This is a genomic window from Enterococcus sp. DIV0546 (genome assembly GCF_051712785.1).
GTDB lineage: Bacteria > Bacillota > Bacilli > Lactobacillales > Enterococcaceae > Enterococcus > Enterococcus faecalis.
This window is the reverse complement of the sequence record NZ_JBIOPO010000001.1, coordinates 1,694,331-1,714,046: the sequence shown is the minus strand read 5'-3', so window position 1 is coordinate 1,714,046 and position 19,716 is coordinate 1,694,331. Positions and strand designations below refer to the sequence as shown.

23 protein-coding genes, 1 tRNA gene and 1 other RNA gene are annotated in these 19,716 nt (G+C 34.7%); 21 read left to right on the top strand and 4 right to left on the bottom strand.

Features of this window, described 5'->3' with window-relative positions:
- Positions 1 to 22: 22 nt before the first annotated feature.
- The 16 genes from IGJ24_RS08400 (at position 23) to hemH (ending at position 13,957) form a co-directional block, all read left to right on the top strand.
- Positions 23 to 2,920, top strand: a complete 2,898-nt coding sequence (locus IGJ24_RS08400; protein WP_025192830.1) for a tape measure protein — start codon at positions 23 to 25, stop codon at positions 2,918 to 2,920.
- Positions 2,910 to 3,644 carry a hypothetical protein gene (locus IGJ24_RS08395; RefSeq protein WP_002380434.1) on the top strand — a complete coding sequence of 245 codons (735 nt, stop codon included), beginning with the start codon at positions 2,910 to 2,912 and terminating at the stop codon, positions 3,642 to 3,644. Before IGJ24_RS08400 ends, IGJ24_RS08395 begins: the two co-directional genes overlap by 11 nt.
- Positions 3,626 to 6,433 carry a phage tail spike protein gene (locus tag IGJ24_RS08390; protein ID WP_002384367.1) on the top strand — a complete coding sequence of 936 codons (2,808 nt, stop codon included), beginning with the start codon at positions 3,626 to 3,628 and terminating at the stop codon, positions 6,431 to 6,433. Before IGJ24_RS08395 ends, IGJ24_RS08390 begins: the two co-directional genes overlap by 19 nt.
- An 18-nt stretch (positions 6,434 to 6,451) precedes the next feature.
- Positions 6,452 to 7,333, top strand: a complete 882-nt coding sequence (locus IGJ24_RS08385; protein ID WP_002357044.1) for a phage baseplate upper protein — start codon at positions 6,452 to 6,454, stop codon at positions 7,331 to 7,333.
- Positions 7,326 to 7,922 carry a hypothetical protein gene (locus IGJ24_RS08380; protein WP_002357045.1) on the top strand — a complete coding sequence of 199 codons (597 nt, stop codon included), beginning with the start codon at positions 7,326 to 7,328 and terminating at the stop codon, positions 7,920 to 7,922. The genes IGJ24_RS08385 and IGJ24_RS08380 overlap by 8 nt, the downstream gene beginning before the upstream one ends.
- Positions 7,919 to 8,206, top strand: a complete 288-nt coding sequence (locus IGJ24_RS08375) for a collagen-like protein (RefSeq protein WP_002357046.1) — start codon at positions 7,919 to 7,921, stop codon at positions 8,204 to 8,206. Before IGJ24_RS08380 ends, IGJ24_RS08375 begins: the two co-directional genes overlap by 4 nt.
- Positions 8,206 to 8,697 carry a hypothetical protein gene (locus IGJ24_RS08370; RefSeq protein ID WP_002364194.1) on the top strand — a complete coding sequence of 164 codons (492 nt, stop codon included), beginning with the start codon at positions 8,206 to 8,208 and terminating at the stop codon, positions 8,695 to 8,697. Before IGJ24_RS08375 ends, IGJ24_RS08370 begins: the two co-directional genes overlap by 1 nt.
- Positions 8,698 to 8,710: 13 nt before the next feature.
- Complete coding sequence (locus IGJ24_RS08365; protein ID WP_002389262.1) at positions 8,711 to 9,031, top strand: hypothetical protein; 321 nt, start codon at positions 8,711 to 8,713, stop codon at positions 9,029 to 9,031.
- A gap of 1 nt (position 9,032) precedes the next feature.
- Positions 9,033 to 9,188: an XkdX family protein gene (locus IGJ24_RS08360; RefSeq protein WP_002364192.1), complete on the top strand. Its 156-nt coding sequence runs from the start codon at positions 9,033 to 9,035 to the stop codon at positions 9,186 to 9,188.
- A gap of 34 nt (positions 9,189 to 9,222) precedes the next feature.
- Positions 9,223 to 9,444 carry a hypothetical protein gene (locus tag IGJ24_RS08355; RefSeq protein ID WP_002364191.1) on the top strand — a complete coding sequence of 74 codons (222 nt, stop codon included), beginning with the start codon at positions 9,223 to 9,225 and terminating at the stop codon, positions 9,442 to 9,444.
- Positions 9,437 to 9,670, top strand: a complete 234-nt coding sequence (locus IGJ24_RS08350; protein ID WP_002384371.1) for a phage holin — start codon at positions 9,437 to 9,439, stop codon at positions 9,668 to 9,670. Before IGJ24_RS08355 ends, IGJ24_RS08350 begins: the two co-directional genes overlap by 8 nt.
- Complete coding sequence (locus IGJ24_RS08345) at positions 9,671 to 10,912, top strand: LysM peptidoglycan-binding domain-containing protein (RefSeq protein WP_002394567.1); 1,242 nt, start codon at positions 9,671 to 9,673, stop codon at positions 10,910 to 10,912. It abuts the gene before it with no gap.
- Between the two features lie 836 nt (positions 10,913 to 11,748).
- Positions 11,749 to 11,949, top strand: a complete 201-nt coding sequence (locus IGJ24_RS08340; RefSeq protein WP_002357053.1) for a cold-shock protein — start codon at positions 11,749 to 11,751, stop codon at positions 11,947 to 11,949.
- 71 nt (positions 11,950 to 12,020) lie between these two features.
- Complete coding sequence (locus tag IGJ24_RS08335) at positions 12,021 to 12,272, top strand: hypothetical protein (protein ID WP_002364188.1); 252 nt, start codon at positions 12,021 to 12,023, stop codon at positions 12,270 to 12,272.
- Between the two features lie 640 nt (positions 12,273 to 12,912).
- Positions 12,913 to 12,986: transfer RNA gene (locus IGJ24_RS08330), tRNA-Ile, on the top strand.
- 29 nt (positions 12,987 to 13,015) lie between these two features.
- On the top strand, positions 13,016 to 13,957 hold the full coding sequence (hemH, locus tag IGJ24_RS08325; RefSeq protein ID WP_002364185.1) for a ferrochelatase: 942 nt from the start codon (positions 13,016 to 13,018) through the stop codon (positions 13,955 to 13,957).
- A 296-nt stretch (positions 13,958 to 14,253) separates the two neighbouring features.
- Here hemH and IGJ24_RS08320 read toward each other — a convergent pair whose 3' ends face one another.
- Entirely contained in the window at positions 14,254 to 14,379 is a 126-nt protein-coding gene (locus IGJ24_RS08320) for a hypothetical protein (protein WP_002364184.1), read from the bottom strand.
- Between the two features lie 333 nt (positions 14,380 to 14,712).
- Here IGJ24_RS08320 and IGJ24_RS08315 point away from each other — a divergent pair, with 333 nt between their 5' ends.
- The 5 genes from IGJ24_RS08315 to IGJ24_RS08295 all read left to right on the top strand — a co-directional run bounded on the left by IGJ24_RS08315 (position 14,713) and on the right by IGJ24_RS08295 (position 18,209).
- Positions 14,713 to 15,084: a type II secretion system protein gene (locus tag IGJ24_RS08315; protein WP_241408339.1), complete on the top strand. Its 372-nt coding sequence runs from the start codon at positions 14,713 to 14,715 to the stop codon at positions 15,082 to 15,084.
- Positions 15,074 to 15,508, top strand: a complete 435-nt coding sequence (gene comGF, locus IGJ24_RS08310) for a competence type IV pilus minor pilin ComGF (RefSeq protein WP_025187790.1) — start codon at positions 15,074 to 15,076, stop codon at positions 15,506 to 15,508. The genes IGJ24_RS08315 and comGF overlap by 11 nt, the downstream gene beginning before the upstream one ends.
- Positions 15,508 to 15,861: a competence type IV pilus minor pilin ComGG gene (gene comGG / locus IGJ24_RS08305; RefSeq protein WP_002395221.1), complete on the top strand. Its 354-nt coding sequence runs from the start codon at positions 15,508 to 15,510 to the stop codon at positions 15,859 to 15,861. Before comGF ends, comGG begins: the two co-directional genes overlap by 1 nt.
- Before the next feature lie 128 nt (positions 15,862 to 15,989).
- On the top strand, positions 15,990 to 16,997 hold the full coding sequence (locus IGJ24_RS08300) for a class I SAM-dependent methyltransferase (protein ID WP_289865400.1): 1,008 nt from the start codon (positions 15,990 to 15,992) through the stop codon (positions 16,995 to 16,997).
- 24 nt (positions 16,998 to 17,021) lie between these two features.
- Entirely contained in the window at positions 17,022 to 18,209 is a 1,188-nt protein-coding gene (locus IGJ24_RS08295) for an acetate/propionate family kinase (RefSeq protein ID WP_289865401.1), read from the top strand.
- 111 nt (positions 18,210 to 18,320) lie between these two features.
- Here the strand turns inward: IGJ24_RS08295 and IGJ24_RS08290 are convergent, their stop codons facing one another.
- From IGJ24_RS08290 to ssrS, 3 genes are all read right to left on the bottom strand, one after another.
- Positions 18,321 to 18,794, bottom strand: coding sequence for a universal stress protein (locus IGJ24_RS08290; protein ID WP_002357065.1), 474 nt, complete (start codon positions 18,792 to 18,794; stop codon positions 18,321 to 18,323).
- Between the two features lie 316 nt (positions 18,795 to 19,110).
- On the bottom strand, positions 19,111 to 19,443 hold the full coding sequence (locus IGJ24_RS08285; RefSeq protein ID WP_104866481.1) for a hypothetical protein: 333 nt from the start codon (positions 19,441 to 19,443) through the stop codon (positions 19,111 to 19,113).
- A 7-nt stretch (positions 19,444 to 19,450) separates the two neighbouring features.
- A non-coding RNA gene (gene ssrS / locus IGJ24_RS08280) (6S RNA) lies at positions 19,451 to 19,644 on the bottom strand.
- Positions 19,645 to 19,716 lie beyond the last annotated feature (72 nt).

Below are 19,716 nucleotides of genomic sequence, written 5' to 3'. Positions count from 1 at the left end.
CAATGAAGACTTAGTCTTAAAAATGATACTGGATGAATCTGGCTTTTCACAAGGATTAAATTCAGCAGTAAAAAAGTTACAAGGCTTTGATGTTGAAGTTGATAGAACAGGACAAAAAGGCGGCCGATCTCTTGGGAGCATATGGACGTCTTTTGTTGGTAACTTTTTAGCTAGCGGAGCAACTAAAATTATCTCTAAAGGTATTGGATTGATTACCAGCAACATCGACGGGGCCATTAATCGTGTAGATACGTTAAATAACGCAAATCGTGTGTTTGAAAATATGGGCTTTTCAGCTGGTGAAACATCTAAAACAATGGATAGCTTAAAGAAAAGTATCCAAGGGCTGCCTACGCCGTTAGATAGCGCTATTAAAGGTGTTCAATTAATCGCTTCATCAACAAATGATTTAGGGAAGTCAGAACAGATTTTCGCAGCTTTAAATAACGGTATCCTCGGTTTTGGTGGTTCTGCTGAAATGGTAGAAAATGCTATTATTCAGCTTTCACAGTCATTTTCTAATGGTAAAGTAGATGCGCAAACTTGGAACTCAATGATTAACAGTGGTTTGGGTCCAGCGTTGAATGCTTTGGCGAAACAAATGGGATTAACAGCTGGTCAGATGAAAGAAGGTCTTTCCGATGGCTCAATTTCAGTTGAAGAATTCCAAGATGCTTTAATCAAATTAAATAAAGAAGGCGGTGGCGGTCTTAAATCATTAGAACAGATTGCTAAAGATTCTACCGCTGGTATTAAAACAGGTTTAGCTAACATGAAGACTGCAATCGTCCGTGGTGTGGCCAACGTTGTAACTAAAATTGACGAAGGTTTAAAAAGTGCGGGTTTTGGAAGTATAAGTGAAATCATTGCTGACAAAGGGGCAAAAATGGAAGCAGCTTTATCTAAATTTGCCGAGATGATTCCGCCAATGATAAAAACAGCCAAAACATTGTATGATACGTTAAAACCTTATGCACCATTGCTTGCAGGTTTAGCTGGCAGCATTGGAACGTTGATGCTTGTGAATAAAGTGAATGCAGCATTTAAAGCTTGGAGGGAAGGTACAGAAGCACTTTCGATAGCTCAAGCAATTTTAAATAAGACAATGCTATCAAATCCTTTTGTCGCAATCTTAACTGCTGTAGTAGGGTTAGTCACAGCGTTTATTTATCTATGGAAAACTAATGAAGGCTTTAGAGATGTTGTCAAAAACATTTGGAAAAATATACAGGAGGTCATCTCAAGCGCTGCTGATGTAGTTGTAAAAGCCTGGAATTCCACAATGGAATTTTTCAGCAACATGTGGGATGGCACAAAAGAGGCTTTTTCGAATGCTGGCACATGGATGAAAGAAGCACCTGGAAATGCAGCCGACTGGGTTAAAAATAAGTGGAACGGTACCAAGGAATTTTTCAGTGGACTTTGGAATTCAACAAAAGAAGGCTCAAAAAATACATGGGAAAATATTAAACAAAGTGCTGCTGACAGTGCTAAAAGTGTTGGAGAAAGTTTTAAAAATGGCTTTGATAATGTGAAAGATTGGTTTAAGGGTGTTGGAAAATCAATATCAGATGTTTTCACAACAGCATTTGATTTTGTTTGGAAATATATTGGTCCATATGTAACAGGAATCAAAAATGCGTTTAAAATGGTTGTTAACGCTATGAAAGCGAACATTGAAAATGTCAAAATGATCGCTGAAAATGTCGTCACCATTCTAAAAAATGTTCTATTAGCTCCAATTCTTTTCATTACATCAATGATCACAGGTGGATGGGAAGAGGCAAAAGAAAACATGATTGCCGTTTGGGATAATATTGCTGAAGCTGCTCAGACTATTTGGTTCGGGATTAAAAATATCTTTTATAACACTGTTACAGCTATTTCCTATTCAGTCACTTCTATTTTCAATGGATTGATGTTGACAATTAAAAAGATTTGGATTGATGTGAAGTTATTTTTCACCTTACTCTGGATTGACATTAAATATGGAGCAATCAACGTTTGGATTGAAATTAAATATTCTATCATCGAAACGTGGATAAATATTAAATTTGAAGCAATTAGAATATGGGAAAGTTTGAAAACTTGGTTCTTTGAAACAGTAGAAAACATTAAAAATGGTGTAATTGATGGTTGGAATAGCTTAAAACAAGGCACAGTTGATACATTTAACGCAACTGTTCAATGGTCAAAAGATACCTGGAATAATTTTAAACAGTGGATTGTTGATCTTGTGACAGGTATAAAAGACGGCATCATTAACGGTTGGGAAAACTTAAAACAGGGAACAGTTAATATTTTCAACAATTTGGTACAAGGTGCTAAAAATGCGTGGAATAATCTTAAAAGAAGCGTTAGTGATACAGTTGAAAATGTGAAGCAAACCTTTAATGATATGCGCCATATCGATTTATTTGAAATTGGTAAAAATATTATCCAAGGATTAGTTAACGGTATTGGTTCAATGATTGGTGCTGTGAATAAAAAAATTAAAGAAGTTGCTGGTAATATTAAAGAAAAAATCAAAGGTGCTTTAGGCATTCATTCACCTTCAAGATGGATGCGGGATATGATTGGTAAAAATATTGTATTAGGTGTTGTAGCTGGTATTGACCAAGAAAAAGGAACGCTTGACAAATCAGTGAAAAAAATGACTGATTTACCAACAGAGTTACCAAATTTTTCTACTACTGGCAGATATATCAACCAACAAGGAGCTCAAACAGAAAGCTTAGCTAAAAATAAAGGTAATGCTACGACTAATATTGGCGGTGATACTTTCAATATCAATATACAAGCTATGGGAAAATTAAATGAAAAACAATTAATGGATATGGCTAAAGACCTCGTTAAGTATATTCAAATTGTTAAAAATAGAGATAGTGATGCAACGGGGGGTGCTTTTGGTGGAATTTAAAAGAGGACAGTTTTTTCTTAATGGAAAACATAGTTCTGAATTCAATGTATTTATGAGAGAAAGACCTGAACGACTTTCTGCAGGACGTGTGGTAGAGCTTAGGGAGCGAATGGGTAATGATTCAATAGCCGTTGATTTTGCATATTATAAAAATGTAGAACGTACCATTACATGCTATGCGAAAGCAAATACTTTACAAGAAGTTTCTTTTTTAGAAGATGAAATTTCCTTTTGGCTCGATATGGGAAACTATTCTGATTTTATTGTCTATTTTGATGAGCATTATATTTATCAGGCGATTGTAACGAGTCCACCAAAATTTACAGGAACAAGAAAAAGCGGGGTTTTAATTCCTTTTGAATTTACTGTAAGTATCCGACCTTTTAAGAAAAATCGTATTGGCCAATATTGGATAAGTAATCCTAATCAGTTAATCAATACAGAAAAATATCCTTCAGAACCCATTATTCATATTTTGGGGTCTGGGGATATTTCTTTTTTTATCAATAATCAATCATATTCATTAAAAGCAATTAACGGTGACATCATTATAGATTCAGAAAAACAAGAAGCTTATAGAAAATCAGGTGGAGCATTTGAAATCTTGGATCATAAAACACTTTTTAAAGATTATCCGATTTTAAAATGTGGAGAGAATAATTTTCGCTGGACTGGTAAAGTAACAGAGTTTAAGGTTCAGCCGAATTGGAGGCGAAAGGTTTGATTCCAGTTATTTTTAAACCTGGAGAAAAAGATTTTTCAACAAATGGATTAGGACGTCTTGTTGATGCGACACGTTGCGAAATCACTGAAGAAGCAAACGGAAAATATGAACTAGAAATGGACTATCCAGCGATTAGCAGATTTAGTGATTATTTCGAAAATGGCTATCAAATTAAAGCAAAGCCAAATGACTTAGAAGAATACCACATTTTTGAGATCAAACAAACGTTTAAAGATACTTTTACTAATAGCATTGTTATTTATGCCCAATCTCGTACTTATAAGCTAGGAAACAGACAAGTGAGGCTAGTAACAGTTGATAATCGTAATGGTGCAGAAGCAATGAAATTAATCGAACAGAACATGGACGAACCTTGTGATATCAAACTATATTCTGATATAAATACAGCTTCTAGCACTACATTTGAAGCTAGAAATGTATTGAATTGTATTGCAGGGGAACAAGGTTCTCTACTTCAATACTGGGGCGGAGAAATAAAACGAGAGCCTTTTAAATTATCTTTGCTAAGGCGTAGAGGACGAGATAACGTTGGAACTGTTCGTTATGGTAAAGATTTAAAAGGATTAACCATTAAATTTGATTGGCAATCAATTGTTACTAAAGTTTTGCCATTTGCAGAGCTTCAAAGTGGAGCAGACGGAACTTCTCAACGGATTTATGGAAATGCAGTTAAAAGCGAATATATCAGTAAGTATCCTGATGTTTACGCTCAATACATTCAGTTTACTGAAGATCAAGGAGTAAAAGATATAGCTAGCTTAAATAAAGTGGCAAGTAAATACTTCACTACATTATATCCAGGAAGTGATAAGCCTAAAGTTTCTATTGAATTAGAAATTGAGAAACTTACAGATTCAGAAGAAGCAAAAGAATTTGCTAAGATGCGTAACTATAATTTATTCGATACATTCACTGTATACCACAAGCTTTATGATATTGACATTCAAACGAAAGTTACAGGAATTGTCTATGATGCTTTAGCAGAAAAAACAATAAAAATCACTGCGGGAGATATCCAAGTTGCTTTTTATAAACAGCAAAGCCAAGACTTTCAAGAAGCTATAAAAACATTGACAAAAAAAGAGTATATGAGTGATTTTGTAGATTATATTACTAATTTGATTAACGGTGTTGAAGGTGGAAGTATACTTCAATATCCTAAAAATCGACCTAATACCCATTATTACTTAGATACGGAATCCACGGATACTGCAAAAGATGTGATTGCAATTAATAACAAAGGAATTGGATTCTCAAGAACTGGCTGGAAAGGTCCATTTAAAAATGCGTGGGGAATTAATGGAGTATTGAATGCGGACTTTATAGGAGCTGGCAAAATAAAATCTAATATTTTTGAAACATCATTTAATAGCTGTGGAGATATTTTACGTATGGTAAACGGTACTTTACAAGCTTGGAATAATAAGAAAAAAATCATGGAATTAACTAAAAAAGGGATGGAGTTTTGGAATGGTAATAGTCACGTTGGCACGATGGGAACAAAGGGAAATCCTTTTCCAGGGTTAGCAGATAAAAATGGAAATCCTGTAGTTTCTGATGGGAATTCATTACTATTAGTCGCAGATAATCCCCAAAAAATTATTGGTTTGTCTAACCAATCAGGCACAGGACATTTAATTACTGGTCCTACACAGTTTTTTGTTGGAAATAATTTTAACTTTTTTGGTCCAAATGGAAGTAAAGCAATTCTGACAGTTGATCGATTGATTGTGGGCGGCAAAGAAGTTATACCTGGTCAAAATGGTGGTGGCGGTTCTGGAGCTGGAACAGGTGGTTATCCATCAGAAGTTACAAGCGATGCAGATAAATTTGCTTGGGACTTATGGAGTTACCTATTAGCTAACGGATACAGCAAAGCAGCTGCTGCAGGTATCCTTGGAAATGTACAAGGAGAAGTTGGTCCAAGTATGAACCCAGATACCGAACAAATAGGCGGTCCAGCTTACGGATGGGTTCAATGGGACGGTTCAGCATATCCATTGGTAGGTGCACCAACTTGGAATGGCCGAGAATATGTACAACGCTTAATCGCAGCTGCAGGTATCAAACAAGACTATAGGACGTCATTAGCCCAAGCTCAATTAATTAATTGGTGTATGTTCAATGGGCAATGGTTAGGACAAGTAAGTCCATTAACAGTTGATGAATTTAAAGTTGTCAGCTCGCCTAAAACAGCTGCTTATGCGTTTGAATTAAACTTTGAACGTCCAGCTGCAGCACATCCAGAAAGACAAACCTATGCACAAGTATGGTATGACAAATTCAAAGATTTGAAAGCTTCTACTGCAACAGGAAAAGCTGGCATAGAACATTTGGAGACCTTAATGGGCAAATGGCTTGGTAATGGGCAATGTTATGCCGTTCCAGCCGAATATTCTGGTTTTATGGGCGGCTGTGGTTTAGGTGCAGGAACAATTTATGGCTTTTCACATGTAATTGGTGATACATCATCTGCTGCAGATATTGGTGAAGCATATGATTGGAATGCGGTAGGTTGGCGAGTAATCCAAAATCCAACGTATCAAGATTTAGTGGTAGGAGCAATCGTCAATATTAGACGAGGTGGCCAATGGGGAACAGGTTGGACAGTAGACCCAACATATGGTCACACGGGCGTGATTTACGGCTTAAATAACGGACGTATCCAAACCATAGAACAGAACGCCGAGCAAGGGCAAATTGTCGCAAAATATGACCGATTATATTTTGCTAATTCTATTCAATCGATTGTTATTCCACCAAAATAACGAAAGGAGGATTTTTCAATGGTTAAATGGCAAGCAACGCTAAGTACAACTGAACCTTACAATTACATTGGGATTCAGAATGTACGACAAGGAAATCGAAACACAGAAGTCTTAGAAGCCATACTAGTTGAAAATGCTTGGCCACTTGATTTAACAGGTTGCGAAGTTTTTTTTGAATCGGTTATTGATAATAAATATCCGATTCAACGTTCAGCAAAAATTGTGAATGCCAAAAAAGGGATTATTCAGTATACCTTTGATGAATATTCTATGCAGTCGTTACACAGACAAGAAGCATATTTCAGTATTCATAAAGGTGATAACCTGATTGGTGCAACGCAAAACTTTTCTTACTTTGTAGTGAATGCTGCTTCGAAAACAGAAGGTGAAATGGGTTCTTATTGGCAGTCCATTGAAGATTTAATCGCGGACATGAACGCTTTTATCAACGAAAATAAGGGTGATTTTACTGATTGGATGAATGCTAGAAAAGAAGAGTTCGAAGCGTGGCGAGATGCGCAAAAAACAGATTTCACTTCATGGTTCGAATCAATCAAAGATATTTTAAAAACGATTGATCCTGGCGGTACGATGTTAGCCGAGCTAATGGATGCACGTGTAGACATTCAAGGAGTGCGCCATAATTCAATTTCTGAACGTTTATTGGCAGATATGGAATATTTGTATCAGAAATTAGAGAAACGCTTATATACGTTAGAATATGGCGAAATAAGTGACTTGATTATTTTACAAGATGATGCTTTTTCACTGAATCATGAAACAGAAATTGTTGGAACAGTTGATTATCCTGCGATCGATGGGGCATTGGTTATCGCAACAGTTGATGATACAAAACAGAACGCTTATGTGTTTGAAAAAGTGGGTGAAATAAGTGGTTAAAGCAAAACGAATGATGGAAACCGATGAAAATGGCGTGGAACGTCAGTTTTATCCTATTACACATGCATCCGCTGTTCGAGGATTAGAAAAAATTATTGCGGGTCAATCAAAAGTATTATCTGTTAATGGATATACTGGGGCAGTAATTATCACTAAAGCAGATCTAGGCTTAGAAAATGCACTGACAGAACTTCCTTATGCGACAGAAGAAACAGACGGTATTATCACTGCTGAAATGTTTCAACGGTTGTCAAATGGCGAGGGAGGCGTGTACATTCTTCCAATCGCTACCGCAGATGAACTGGGCGGAATAAAGGTTGGCCAACTGTTAGAAATTACAGAAGACGGAACGTTGTCTGCGGTAAAGCAAACAGATCAAAATTTCACCACTGAACTAAAATCGAAACTGGAAGAGTTGAAAGGTTATACTGCTGGAGCGAATATTTCTATTTCAGAAGATGGTGTTATTTCAGCAACTGGTGGTGGCGATGGCGGCGGAGTGAATCAACAATATGTTGACCAAAAAGTTCAAGAAGCCATTGACAGAATACCTGATATTACGTTTGAGAGAGTAGGGGAAGTTGAATGACAGATATTGTTAAAGTAAAACAAGGAGGAACACAGGTATTTCCTCAAACACATTGGAATGCTGTGGAAGGGAAACCAGAAGTATTGAAAGGTGAAAAGGGAGACCCAGGTCCACAAGGTCCAAAAGGAGATAAAGGAGACGTTGGTCCGCAAGGTCCAGCAGGGCAAAATGCAACAACGACAGACGTTGCAACCTCAATAAAAAATGGCTTGATGTCTAAAGAAGATAAAACAAAGCTAGATGGATTGCCAGCAATTACGTTTGAAAAGGTAGGGGAAGTGTAATGACAACAGATATTGTTCAATTAAAAGAAAAAGGAAAACCAGTCTATCTTAAAACACATACTGCCGCAATTGATGGGCTTGAATCTTATATAAAAAAAATAGATGCGGACAAAGCATATCAAAAAATTACCAAAAAAGAACCGTTGTGGACAGGTGCATGGTATGGCGGAGCTGCAGGAAATGGGCAAGTACCTTCTAAGTCTCTTTCACAGTGTGAGAATGGTTGGATTTTACAATGGCAAGAATATACCAAAGAAGGAGCTTTGAACGGTGCGTGTTATCACTTTTTCTTAGTGCCTAAACAGCATGCGCAGAATCCAGGTTCTGGGGGAGTTATTTTCCTTTTACATGGATACTATACTAATTTAGTACGGAAATATTTATATATTAAGGATACTAAAATTACTGGAAACGACTTAAATGCCTCTTCTAGTGATACGGCTGGTTCAGGCAGTAAAATGTTTGCGTTAAGTGCGATTTATGAATACTAGGAGGAAAGAGAACATGAAAATTTGGATTGATGATATTCAAGGTTATTTAGACGGATATTCCACAATGGAACAACCGAATAAAATTGAACTTGAAGTAGAAAAAGAGCCAACAGATTTTTTTAATTATCGCTGGGACGGAACAAGCTTAATATACGATCCTGATAATGTGCCAGAACCAGAGCCAACGCCACCTACGGAATTGGAACTTTTACAAAAGCAAAATGCGGAATTAATGAAGCAAGTTTCTCAGCAGAATCAAGTTATTCAACAAACACAAAGAATGACTGGCGAATTGATGAAACAAGTCGCTGAACTTACGAAAGGAGCGGAATAAGATGAAAACGAATGCTTTTCCAGGTTTCGATAATATTAAACAGTTGTATGATTGGAATTGTTATACAAAACAAGATTTAGTAGATTACGTGAATATGAATTGCTTAACAAAAGAAGAATACACAAAAATTTGTGGGGAACCGTTTAGCGAAAGCTAAGCGGTTTTTCTTGTAAGTAGAAAGTAGGTGCAGGATGAACTTAACAGTAGAACAATGGTTAGCAGTGATTACATTCTTAGGCGGAATTATTTTCGCATTAATGAAATTTTATCATGTCTTTTCTCAATTAGAAGATAGCATGAAAGAACTAAAGGAAGCTGTTGAACGTTTAAATAACCATGAAATACGCATTAGCCGATTGGAAGAGCAAAATAAAACCCTCTTTAGAGGGATTGGAGGAAATAAAAATGATTAATTGGAAATCAAGAATAAAGAACAAACAATTTTGGCTTTCGATTATTCCAGCAGTTCTATTATTAATTCAAGTAGTAGCCGTTCCTTTTGGATATAAATTTCAAATTGAAATGATTAATAAGCAACTGCTAGATGTTGTTAATGCATTATTTGTTGTGCTAACTATTCTAGGTATTGTGACAGATCCCACAACACCTGGATTATCAGATAGGAAAGGAGATAAATAAATGAAAAAGAAACTATTGGCAACATTACTGGTAGTCTTATTTTTTGTATCACCAGTTAGCACATTTGCTGCAAAAGGAGACCAAGGCGTTGATTTGTCTATTTGGAATGGGTATCAAGCAACATTTGGTTATGCACATGATAAATTCTCAATTTCACAAATTGGTGGGCAAAACAACTATGGGATTTATGATCAAGTTACTTATTCTAGTCAAGTAGCTAGTACGATTGCTCAAGGTAAACGAGCGCATACGTATGTATGGTGGCAAAATGTTCTTACCTATGAAAATGCAAAGCAAGTATTAGATTACTTTTTACCTAAAGTTCAAACACCAAAGGGATCAATTGTCGCCTTAGATGCGGAAGACGGCGTTCAATCGACGGATGTAACGCTATGGGCGTTAGACTACATCAAAGAGGCTGGATATACACCGATGCTTTACGGATACAAAGGGTATCTTACTTCAGCTTATGATCTATCACGAATTGCAAAGAAGTATCAATTATGGATGGCAGAATATCCAGATTATGAAGTGACACCTTATCCAAATTACAATTATTTTCCTTCATTTGAAAATATCGGTATTTTTCAGTTCACGTCAACCTACGTTGCAGGAGGGCTAGATGGTAACGTTGATTTAACAGGTATTACCGATAATGGTTATACAAAAAATAACCAACCAGAAACAAACACACCAGCTATTGAAGAAGGTAAAGAAGTTGAAAAAACACCTACTTCTGCAGTAAAAGTTGGTGATACCGTCAAAGTAAAATTTAATGTAGATGCTTGGGCAACTGGCGAAGCTATTCCAGATTGGGTAAAAGGAAACAGCTATAAAGTGCAAGAAGTAACTGGAAGCAGAGTATTGCTAGAAGGTATCTTGTCATGGATTAGCAAAGGCGATATTGAATTATTGCCAGATGCGGCAACTGTTCCTGATAAACAACCAGAAGCGACTCATGTGGTACAATATGGCGAAACATTATCAAGCATTGCTTATCAATACGGAACAAACTATCAAACATTGGCTGCATTAAATGGATTGACAAATCCAAATCTTATTTACCCTGGCCAAATTTTGAAAGTAAATGGATCAGTAGTAAGCAACATTTACACAGTTCAATACGGTGATAATTTATCAAGTATTGCAGCTAAGCTTGGTACGACTTATCAAACCTTAGCTGCATTAAACGGATTAGCAAATCCTAACTTGATTTATCCTGGTCAAACATTGAGCCATTGATTTTTTGCAAAATCAGTTGAAATTTAGAGGTAGCTCATTTACAATAGAGTTACCTTTTCATATTATGACTCTTTTCGATTTAGAAAAGAGGTGCTCCTATCTTATGACAAGTTCTTAGGTAGGAGCATTTTAATTTTACTAATAAGTAGCTTAGTTTAAAGCTATTGTATTACATAAGAAAACACCTACCACAGATGCACGTACTTCCCCAAGCAGTTGACTGTGCGGTAGGTGTTTTTTTTAGATTTTACTTGTTAATCATAACCGATTTTCTTTTTTTATAACAAGGTTAAGCTTGAATTTATGAAAAGGATAATGTGTACGGAATTTATCCTAATAAAAATAGAATTAGACTATTTCTAAGCTACTATTACTTGAGAACAGTTTCCTTTTAAATAAGTGGAAAAGTGTAGTATAGCTACTTTAGCGATATTCCTTAATATCCCAGTTCTAATTTAAAGCCAAACACAATTTTGTTAATAAGTCGTGAATGATTTTATTGGTTGAATTAACAAAACTAATTTGCTAGAATAATAAAGCAATTACTTGTAGTAAAAGACTACAGGCCCCTTGTATCATAATTGTGCAAGGGGGTTTTTGTATCGTATATTTATATTTCATGTCTAGAGTAGATGGATTATAACCTTTTTATAGTATTGGTCCATCATGTTTTAATACACTCATTTGCTTTATAGGAAATAGTATGGTATTATAAATAAGTAATCAATTTTGACATGTAACGAGAGCGCTATACATAAGACTATAATTCTCCTTTTGCTTATCAAACATTTTTTGCAACAAATCGCATACAGGGTATGCACAAGGAGGAAACATATATGAACAACGGTACAGTAAAGTGGTTTAACTCAGACAAAGGTTTTGGATTTATTACAGGTGAAGATGGCAATGATGTATTTGCTCATTTTTCAGCAATTCAAGCGGATGGTTTTAAGTCATTAGAAGAAGGACAAGCAGTAACTTTTGATATTGAAGAAGGACAGCGCGGTATGCAAGCTGTTAATATTTTTAAAGCATAATAAAGGTTTTGGTAAAACGTTCCAATTTAATTGGAACGTTTTTTTTATAAGATTAAATTGATAGGCTCTGAATGTTGAAAACGAAAGGAGATCATCATATGGGATTTGGAACATGGAAAGAAGTTATACCATCAGATAAAAGTAAACAGTTTGAAGAAGGACAGAAAGTATCATTTATTTACAGAAAAGAAATTAGAAGTGGTATAATAGCTGTTTTATTAATTAATTCAGCAGTAATTAATATTATAGACAGTTCTAAGCCAAAAAACAAAAAAGAAAAAACAGTAATTAGTTATGAGAAACTATTATCGATGTACCAATAAAAAGACCCTAGTTTAGATTAGGGTCTTTGTGTTAAACTTAAGACAAGGATTTATGGCATACTCTTTTTTCTAAACAGATTCTTTACATGTTAAAGGATCTGTTATTTTTTATTTAAAAATTGTTAGCTTAGCTAGTTAGAGCATACGGCTCATGACCATTAGGTTGATGGTTCGAATTTATCATAGTAGTTAAAACGAAATTATCTTGTGTATATAGAAAACACCTACTTAAGACGCACAATACTTCCCCAAGTTGTGTATGTTTAGTAGGTGTTTTTAATACAGTTGTATATTTGAATTATAAATAAAATACAATTGTTTTGTAAAATGAAAACTTGAAATTAAAAAAAGAAAGAGGTAAAATATCTTTACCAAACAATTTTATTTTTCATTTTATTACTACCTCTTGTCGCCTTACCCCAATGAGGCGGCTTTTTTTACATAAAAATATTGAACTCAAAAAATAGATATTGTAAAATATCTATACATATTTAAACTCTTATTTTTTCACGCAGACCGCCTTTTCTCAATAAGGTGGTCGTTTTTTTGTTGAAAATTGAAAATCAGTAAAGTAAAATTGTTATATATTAAGCTATAACTAGTAAGAACTATTTTATCCCCAATAAGCTAGTTATTACTTGGACCATTAGCTCAGCTGGTTAGAGCAAATGGCTCATGACTATTCGGTCGATGGTTCGAATTCATCATGGTCGATAATAGAATTAGACAGGTAGTGAATTATTTTGAAAAGAACAGGAATTCTCTTAGTGAATTTAGGAACACCAAAAGATTCTTCCAAGACGGAAGTAAGGAAGTATTTAAAAACTTTTTTATCAGATAGAAGAGTAATAAAAATACATCCTATAATTTGGAAACCGATTTTGAACGGTATTATCTTGAATATACGTCCAAAAAAATCAGCAAAACTCTATCAAAAAATTTGTACTGAAAATGGATTTCCTCTTTTGGAATATACTGAGAAACAAATGGAAAATTTGAAAAATATATGTCCAGAAGTGGAAGTTACAATCGGAATGTCATATAGTGAACCGAGTATAGAAACTGCTCTAGATACATTATTATCAAAAGAGATTGAAGAACTCAATGTCATACCAATGTATCCGCAATACTCTGGGACAACGGTAGGATCAGTGTTTGATTCCGTTATGAATTATTTTATAAAAAGTGATAGGATAGTGGATATTAAATTTATTCGATCATTTTACAATAATCCACAGTATATAGATTACTTTTCAAAAAAAATAAATGAAGCTTTGAATGAAAGTCCAATAGATGCTATCGTTTTTTCATACCACGGAATTCCTATGTCTTATGTAAAAGATGGGGATAACTACCCGAAGGAATGTACTAAAACAACAAAATTAATAATGGATAAATTAGGAGATATTCGTTATTATCAAACCTATCAATCGAAATTTGGGCCATCTGAATGGTTAAAACCAGCAACTGATGATACCTTGAAAAAATTACCATCAAAAGGTATTAAAAATATATTAATTGTTGCACCAGGTTTTGTTGTAGACTGTCTAGAAACAATAGAAGAATTGGAACACGAAAACAGAAACTATTTTTTAGAAAATGGCGGGGAAGTCTACAAATATGTTCATCCATTTAATGGAGATATTGAATTTGCAAAATTAGTAAAGGACATTATTTCTTTGTAGTAATTTGTTTTAGTTTTTTATTTTAGTTTGAATTTGTTAAACAATTTATTCAGGGTTTGCACGAATATATTTACTGGTATAGCATATAGTAGAATTAAGCAAAAATTAAACGGCTTATCTCCAGTTCAGTTTAGGAAATAAGCCGCTTAAAAAAGCTTGATTTTTTTGCACTGCAGTTCGAGTCCTGTATGGTCCATAAAAATACGTTGTATGAAAAGTCAATTTTTTTTAGATATTTTTGACTTCCCAATTTGATATACTGCGGAAAGTATCTGAGAATTTATTTAACACATTTTTTATTTACTAAAGAAAGTAAAGATCAGAGCTGTGCAAATAGAAATGATTAAAAACATCCCAATATCATCATCTAATGTTTCAAAAACTTCAACAGGTTTCATAAAATGTTTAATTATTTTTTTCATTGTATTCACCTCAAAAAGAGAATAGAATGAAATATTCTACTTATCCATTGATATATCTAACGATTGACTTACAAAATTGAAATAAAAGTCTAAAAGTCAGTTGGTGTGATTATTATTATAATACAAAAAAGACCTCCATTCTTTTAAGAATAAGGTCTTTTTTTTCGTAGTCGCCTTCTAGGCAAACTAATTCAGTTAGCCGTATTCTAAACTCAATAAAATGTCAAATACTCATAGGTGTATTTTTACCACAAAATTTACCACAGATTTGCGGTATTATTTACATATCTTAGATTATTAAAAATGACAAAACAGCTATTTAATGCGTATTGTATGATTTTTTTGTTCCTTAAATTGTTATGGAATTTCAGATGGGGAGTGGCAAATATACGAAGAAAATTAACTATTTATAGCGGTTTTATTTTATTAGAGAGTCTCGTTAGTTTTAGTATTGTATGTGTGGTAGCAGGGATATTCTCCCTGACTATTACACAATTAATTCAGCAAAATTATCAACGGGAGCAAGAATTAACGCGCACTCGTCTAGGATACGAAGCAATTTTATTTTTAGAGCAGACGAGTGATTTACGTTTCAAAGAGCGGATATATCAAGGAGAAACTTACCGATTTTCTTTGATGGAGAACGATGGAAGAAGGATACTAAAAGTCACAGATTCAAGAGGAGCGATTTTGATTGGTCAATAAAAAATATGCGGGTTTTACGATGTTAGAGTGTTTAGTAGCACTAGTCGTTTTAAGTTGTATGTGTCAATTGTTTCAGTTGATGATTCAACAAAGTTTTATCGGAAATCAATATTTGAAAAACAATGATTCGAAATCCTGGCATATTTTTTTAATTCAATTAGAAAAAGAATGTCAAAAGCTCGTTTTCCAAACAGGCTCTGCTCAAGAGATTTCTTTCCTCGACTCAGAAACAAACAAGACTATTTCAATTCAAATCAAAGAAGATAAAATTATTAAGCGAGTCAATGGTAAAGGCTATCAACCGCTGTTAATTGGTATCAAAAATGGCCAGTTTAAAAATGAAAAACAATCGTTTACTTTGGAAGTTACTTTTACTTCTGGAAAAACATTTGATAGTTCTTTTCCAATAAAGGGAGAATTTTAATGAGGCAAAAATATTCAGGAAACTTATTGTTCACGGCCGTGGCATTTGTTTATTTGATGAGTTTTCTCGCCCTTCAGTTACTAGAAGAACGTCAGTTAACACAAAAATTTACGCAAGCTACCCAGGAATACTATGCAGGGAAAAGTATCCTTCATTTATTTCTTGCAGATGTTAAACAAAATAGACGAAAGTTAAAAACAGAAGAAAGGCTCGTATACGCGCAAGTGACCCTCGATTATACATACAAAAATGAACAATTAAGAATAACTGTTTTATTAAACAAATCTGGTCGAAAATACCAATATCAAGAGAGAGTTTCTCATCAAAAAAAAGCGGAAACAATACTGGAATAGCGTTGTTTTTCTACAAATTATTAGATTTTAGAAGAAAGACAGTAAAGGCATTGATTATTCTTTCTTTTTTCGTTAAAATAAAACAGGTATGGAAGTTGTTACATTTTGAATAGAATAGAGGTGCTAATTTGTTCCCAGAAAAAATTGAAGAGGCTTTCGAGCCAATGGAACAAGCAATCCAGTTATTGCAACAGTCATTGGATACTTCTTTTTTAGATGCGTATATTGAAAATGGTGAAAATATTTTAGATGATTTTCAAGTACGAGTACTTGACGGAGTACCTAATCCAGAGACAGTGAAACAATTAGAAACGCTGTATCATACGATTAAAAAAATTGATTTAGCTCCTGAAGATGTGCGACGCTTGTCCCAATTACTTTTGTTAAAAGGAACGAGAAAAGAGCAGCTTCAAGCAAATCATCAATTGACGCCAGACGGTATTGGCTTTTTGTTTGTTTATTTAGTAGAACAATTAACAAATAAATCAGAGCCATTAAAAATTTTAGATCCTGCTTCAGGAATGGGAAATTTACTGTTAACGGTTCTGCTGAACCTTGAAACAGCTGGTTACAAAGTTTCTGGTTATGGTGTGGATATCGATGAAACACTTTTGGCAGTATCTTCTGTGAACAATGCTTGGTCACAAGCCAATATTCAGTTGTTCCATCAAGACGGATTGCAAGATTTGTTATTGGATCCAGTTGATTTAGCATTAAGTGACTTGCCGATTGGCTATTATCCAAATGATGAGCGAGCAAAGGGATTTTCTGCTGCTGCTGAGGAAGGCCATAGTTATGCGCATCATTTATTAATGGAACAAGCCATGAAATACGTGAAGCCAGCAGGGTTTGGCTTATTCTTAATCCCGACCAATATTTTAGAGACTGAGCAAAGTGAATTCTTTAAAAATTGGTTGACAAAAAATGTCTATTTACAAGGAATGATACAGTTACCTGATGAATTGTTTAAGTCAGAACAATCACGTAAAAGTATCTTGCTTGTTCAAAACAAGGGTGCAGATGCTGAGCAAGTGAAGGAAGTTTTGTTAGCAAAACTTGCCTCTTTGAAAGATATCAATAAAGTAACGGAGTTCTTTAAACAATTTGAAGCTTGGAAAGCTTCAAATTTAAAATAAAATAGTAACGAAGAGGAGAAAATTATGTCTAAAACAATTGCAATTAATGCAGGTAGTTCAAGTTTAAAATGGCAATTATACCAAATGCCAAATGAAGAAGTGATCGCTAAAGGAATCGTTGAACGTATTGGCTTAAAAGATTCTATCTTCACAATTAAATATGGTGAAGGACAAAAATATGAAGTAATTGTTGATATTGATAACCATGAAGTGGCAGTAAAAATGTTACTAGACCAATTAATCGACTTAAACATTTTAGGTTCTTATGATGAAATTACTGGTGTTGGTCACCGTGTAGTTGCTGGTGGAGAAGAATTTAAAGATTCTGTTGTTATTACAGACGAAGTATTAGAAAAAATTGAAGCTTTATCTGAATTAGCACCTTTACACAACCCAGCGAATGCAATGGGAATTAAAGCATTTAAACATATCTTACCAGAAATCATTAGCGTGGCAGTCTTTGATACGTCGTTCCACACAACAATGCCAGAACACAACTATTTATATAGTGTACCGCGTGAATACTATGAAAAATTTGCTGCACGTAAATATGGGGCACATGGAACAAGTCATCGTTATGTCTCTCAACGTGCTGCAGAAATGTTAGGTCGTCCAATTGAAGACTTGAAAATTATCACTTGTCACTTAGGAAATGGTGCTTCAATCACTGCAGTTGATGGTGGTAAATCAGTCGATACATCGATGGGCTTCACTCCCCTTGCTGGCGTTACAATGGGGACTCGTTCAGGGGATGTTGATGCGTCACTATTGCCTTATTTAATGACAAAACTTGGCTTGACTGATGTACAAGACATGGTTGATATTTTAAACAAAAAATCTGGTTTATTAGGTTTAACAAATGGTTTATCAAGCGACATGCGCGATATTCAATCAAACTTAGATAAACCTGAAGTTCAAACAGCATACAACATTTTTATCGATCGTATTCGTAAATACATTGGTAGCTATGTCACTGTTATGAATGGCGTTGATGCGATTGTCTTTACTGCTGGAATCGGTGAAAATGCAGTGGGCGTTCGTAAAGATATTATTGATGGCATGACTTGGTTTGGTTGTGAAATCGATGATGACAAAAATAATGAACACGGTGAAGAAGCAGTTATCTCAACTGATGATTCAAAAATCAAGCTTCTATTAGTACCAACTGACGAAGAGTTAATGATTGCCCGTGACGTAGAACGTCTAAAATAATTAAACGAACACACCTTGTGAGACGCTCTCACAAGGTGTGCTTAATAGGTCAATAAAGAGAAACTGAGCCAACTATCAAAAGTGATAGTTGGCTCAGTTTCTTTTTATTCTTTATTTTTCTTCATTTTTTGGTAATTTGTTGTCTAAATCCGTCCGTACAACGAGAACATCGCAGCTAGCGTTACGGATAACTGACTCAGAGACAGAGCCAATAAATAAACGCTCAACGGCATTTAATCCAGTTGCTCCTAACATAATTAAATCAATGTTGTATTCTTTTGGTAATTCTTTGGCAATAATGTTCTTAGGAGAACCATAGGCTAGAACGCTAGAGACTTTTGTTTGTCCCATATCCACCGCTTGTTGTTGGTAGGTGTCTAAGGTTTCTTTTGCCATTGACATTGCTTCTTCTGCTAGCGCACCATCAAAAGAGGACACTGATTGGAAAGAGCGCGTATCAACAACATGTGCTAATAGTAATTCAGCATCGTTTCGTTTAGCGACGTTGACCGCTTTTTTAAAGGCTAAGTCTGCTTCGTCAGAACCATCGATTGCTATCATAATTTTTTGATATTGTTGTAACATAATAACCGCTCCTTTCAGCGTAAAAAAAATCATTAATTGTTTCTATAATAATTGTAAAACAAACAAAGAAAAAAAGAAACTGAAACCGCTTCTTTTTTTTCTGAATATTGGCATTTTTTTGTAAAAAAAGAACCTGGGACAAAAATCACTTTGGATTTTTGTCCCAGGCTTAAAAATTGGTAAACGGCGGAAACAGAAGCAACTCCTTCGGAAATAAGCCGAAATTCTCCAAAAATTAAAGAACAATTTTCGGAAATTCCTTCTTATTTCTCGGAGTTAAACACTTCTGTCCCGACCTCTTTAAATTCATCGTCTTTTATGACATTTTTTTTGCAAAATTTAAACTAAACAACGTTGAAAGTAATAAAACAAAAAAGATAAAACCAATTGATAATAACGGGCGATTAAAAATAGCCGCTAGAACACCTAGAATGGCGATAATCAAGTAATAACGCCCAAAACGTTCGATAAACTGTTGACTTTCTGTTGCAGTTTCTTTTTTTAAGAGTGGTAAAAAAGCTGCACTTTTCTTCATCAAATAATAACTGGCTACGCCTGTGACAACGGCGAGTAATAGTACGAGTATACGAATCATCTTGTCCTCCAAAAAAAAACAACTTGCCAGAGCAAATTGTTTAGAAATCTTCATAAAAATGGTAAAATCCGTCGATGCCGGTAATCGTCCTAGAGTATTGAACCCGCAAGATAAGCAGGTGGGTTCCTCGATCGCAGTATTGAACTACCAAAAGAAAAGGCATGTTACCAACTTTGATACAAGCAGGATCCCTAGATATCAATAAAAATGTTCGGTCAACACAGTGAAAGGACAACGCGTACATCACAGATTTACCATCTTTATAATAGCATACTCTCTCAAAATCGGCAACGAGATTGTTTCTTTTTTTGAAAGCGTATTATTTTG

Excerpts from the sequence above, each read along its gene's own strand:
- IGJ24_RS08365 (WP_002389262.1), top strand. The coding sequence starts at position 8,711 with ATGAAAATTTGGATTGATGATATTCAAGGTTATTTAGACGGATATTCC.
- IGJ24_RS08360 (WP_002364192.1), top strand. The coding sequence starts at position 9,033 with ATGAAAACGAATGCTTTTCCAGGTTTCGATAATATTAAACAGTTGTAT.
- IGJ24_RS08385 (WP_002357044.1), top strand. The coding sequence starts at position 6,452 with ATGGTTAAATGGCAAGCAACGCTAAGTACAACTGAACCTTACAATTAC.
- comGG (WP_002395221.1), top strand. The coding sequence starts at position 15,508 with ATGAGGCAAAAATATTCAGGAAACTTATTGTTCACGGCCGTGGCATTT.
- IGJ24_RS08345 (WP_002394567.1), top strand. The coding sequence starts at position 9,671 with ATGAAAAAGAAACTATTGGCAACATTACTGGTAGTCTTATTTTTTGTA.
- IGJ24_RS08290 (WP_002357065.1), bottom strand. The coding sequence starts at position 18,794 with ATGTTACAACAATATCAAAAAATTATGATAGCAATCGATGGTTCTGAC.
- IGJ24_RS08370 (WP_002364194.1), top strand. The coding sequence starts at position 8,206 with ATGACAACAGATATTGTTCAATTAAAAGAAAAAGGAAAACCAGTCTAT.
- IGJ24_RS08340 (WP_002357053.1), top strand. The coding sequence starts at position 11,749 with ATGAACAACGGTACAGTAAAGTGGTTTAACTCAGACAAAGGTTTTGGA.
- IGJ24_RS08375 (WP_002357046.1), top strand. The coding sequence starts at position 7,919 with ATGACAGATATTGTTAAAGTAAAACAAGGAGGAACACAGGTATTTCCT.
- IGJ24_RS08295 (WP_289865401.1), top strand. The coding sequence starts at position 17,022 with ATGTCTAAAACAATTGCAATTAATGCAGGTAGTTCAAGTTTAAAATGG.
- IGJ24_RS08320 (WP_002364184.1), bottom strand. The coding sequence starts at position 14,379 with ATGAAAAAAATAATTAAACATTTTATGAAACCTGTTGAAGTTTTTGAA.
- IGJ24_RS08315 (WP_241408339.1), top strand. The coding sequence starts at position 14,713 with ATGATTTTTTTGTTCCTTAAATTGTTATGGAATTTCAGATGGGGAGTG.
- IGJ24_RS08350 (WP_002384371.1), top strand. The coding sequence starts at position 9,437 with ATGATTAATTGGAAATCAAGAATAAAGAACAAACAATTTTGGCTTTCG.
- IGJ24_RS08355 (WP_002364191.1), top strand. The coding sequence starts at position 9,223 with ATGAACTTAACAGTAGAACAATGGTTAGCAGTGATTACATTCTTAGGC.
- IGJ24_RS08400 (WP_025192830.1), top strand. The coding sequence starts at position 23 with ATGATACTGGATGAATCTGGCTTTTCACAAGGATTAAATTCAGCAGTA.
- IGJ24_RS08335 (WP_002364188.1), top strand. The coding sequence starts at position 12,021 with ATGTTGAAAACGAAAGGAGATCATCATATGGGATTTGGAACATGGAAA.
- IGJ24_RS08285 (WP_104866481.1), bottom strand. The coding sequence starts at position 19,443 with ATGAAGATTTCTAAACAATTTGCTCTGGCAAGTTGTTTTTTTTTGGAG.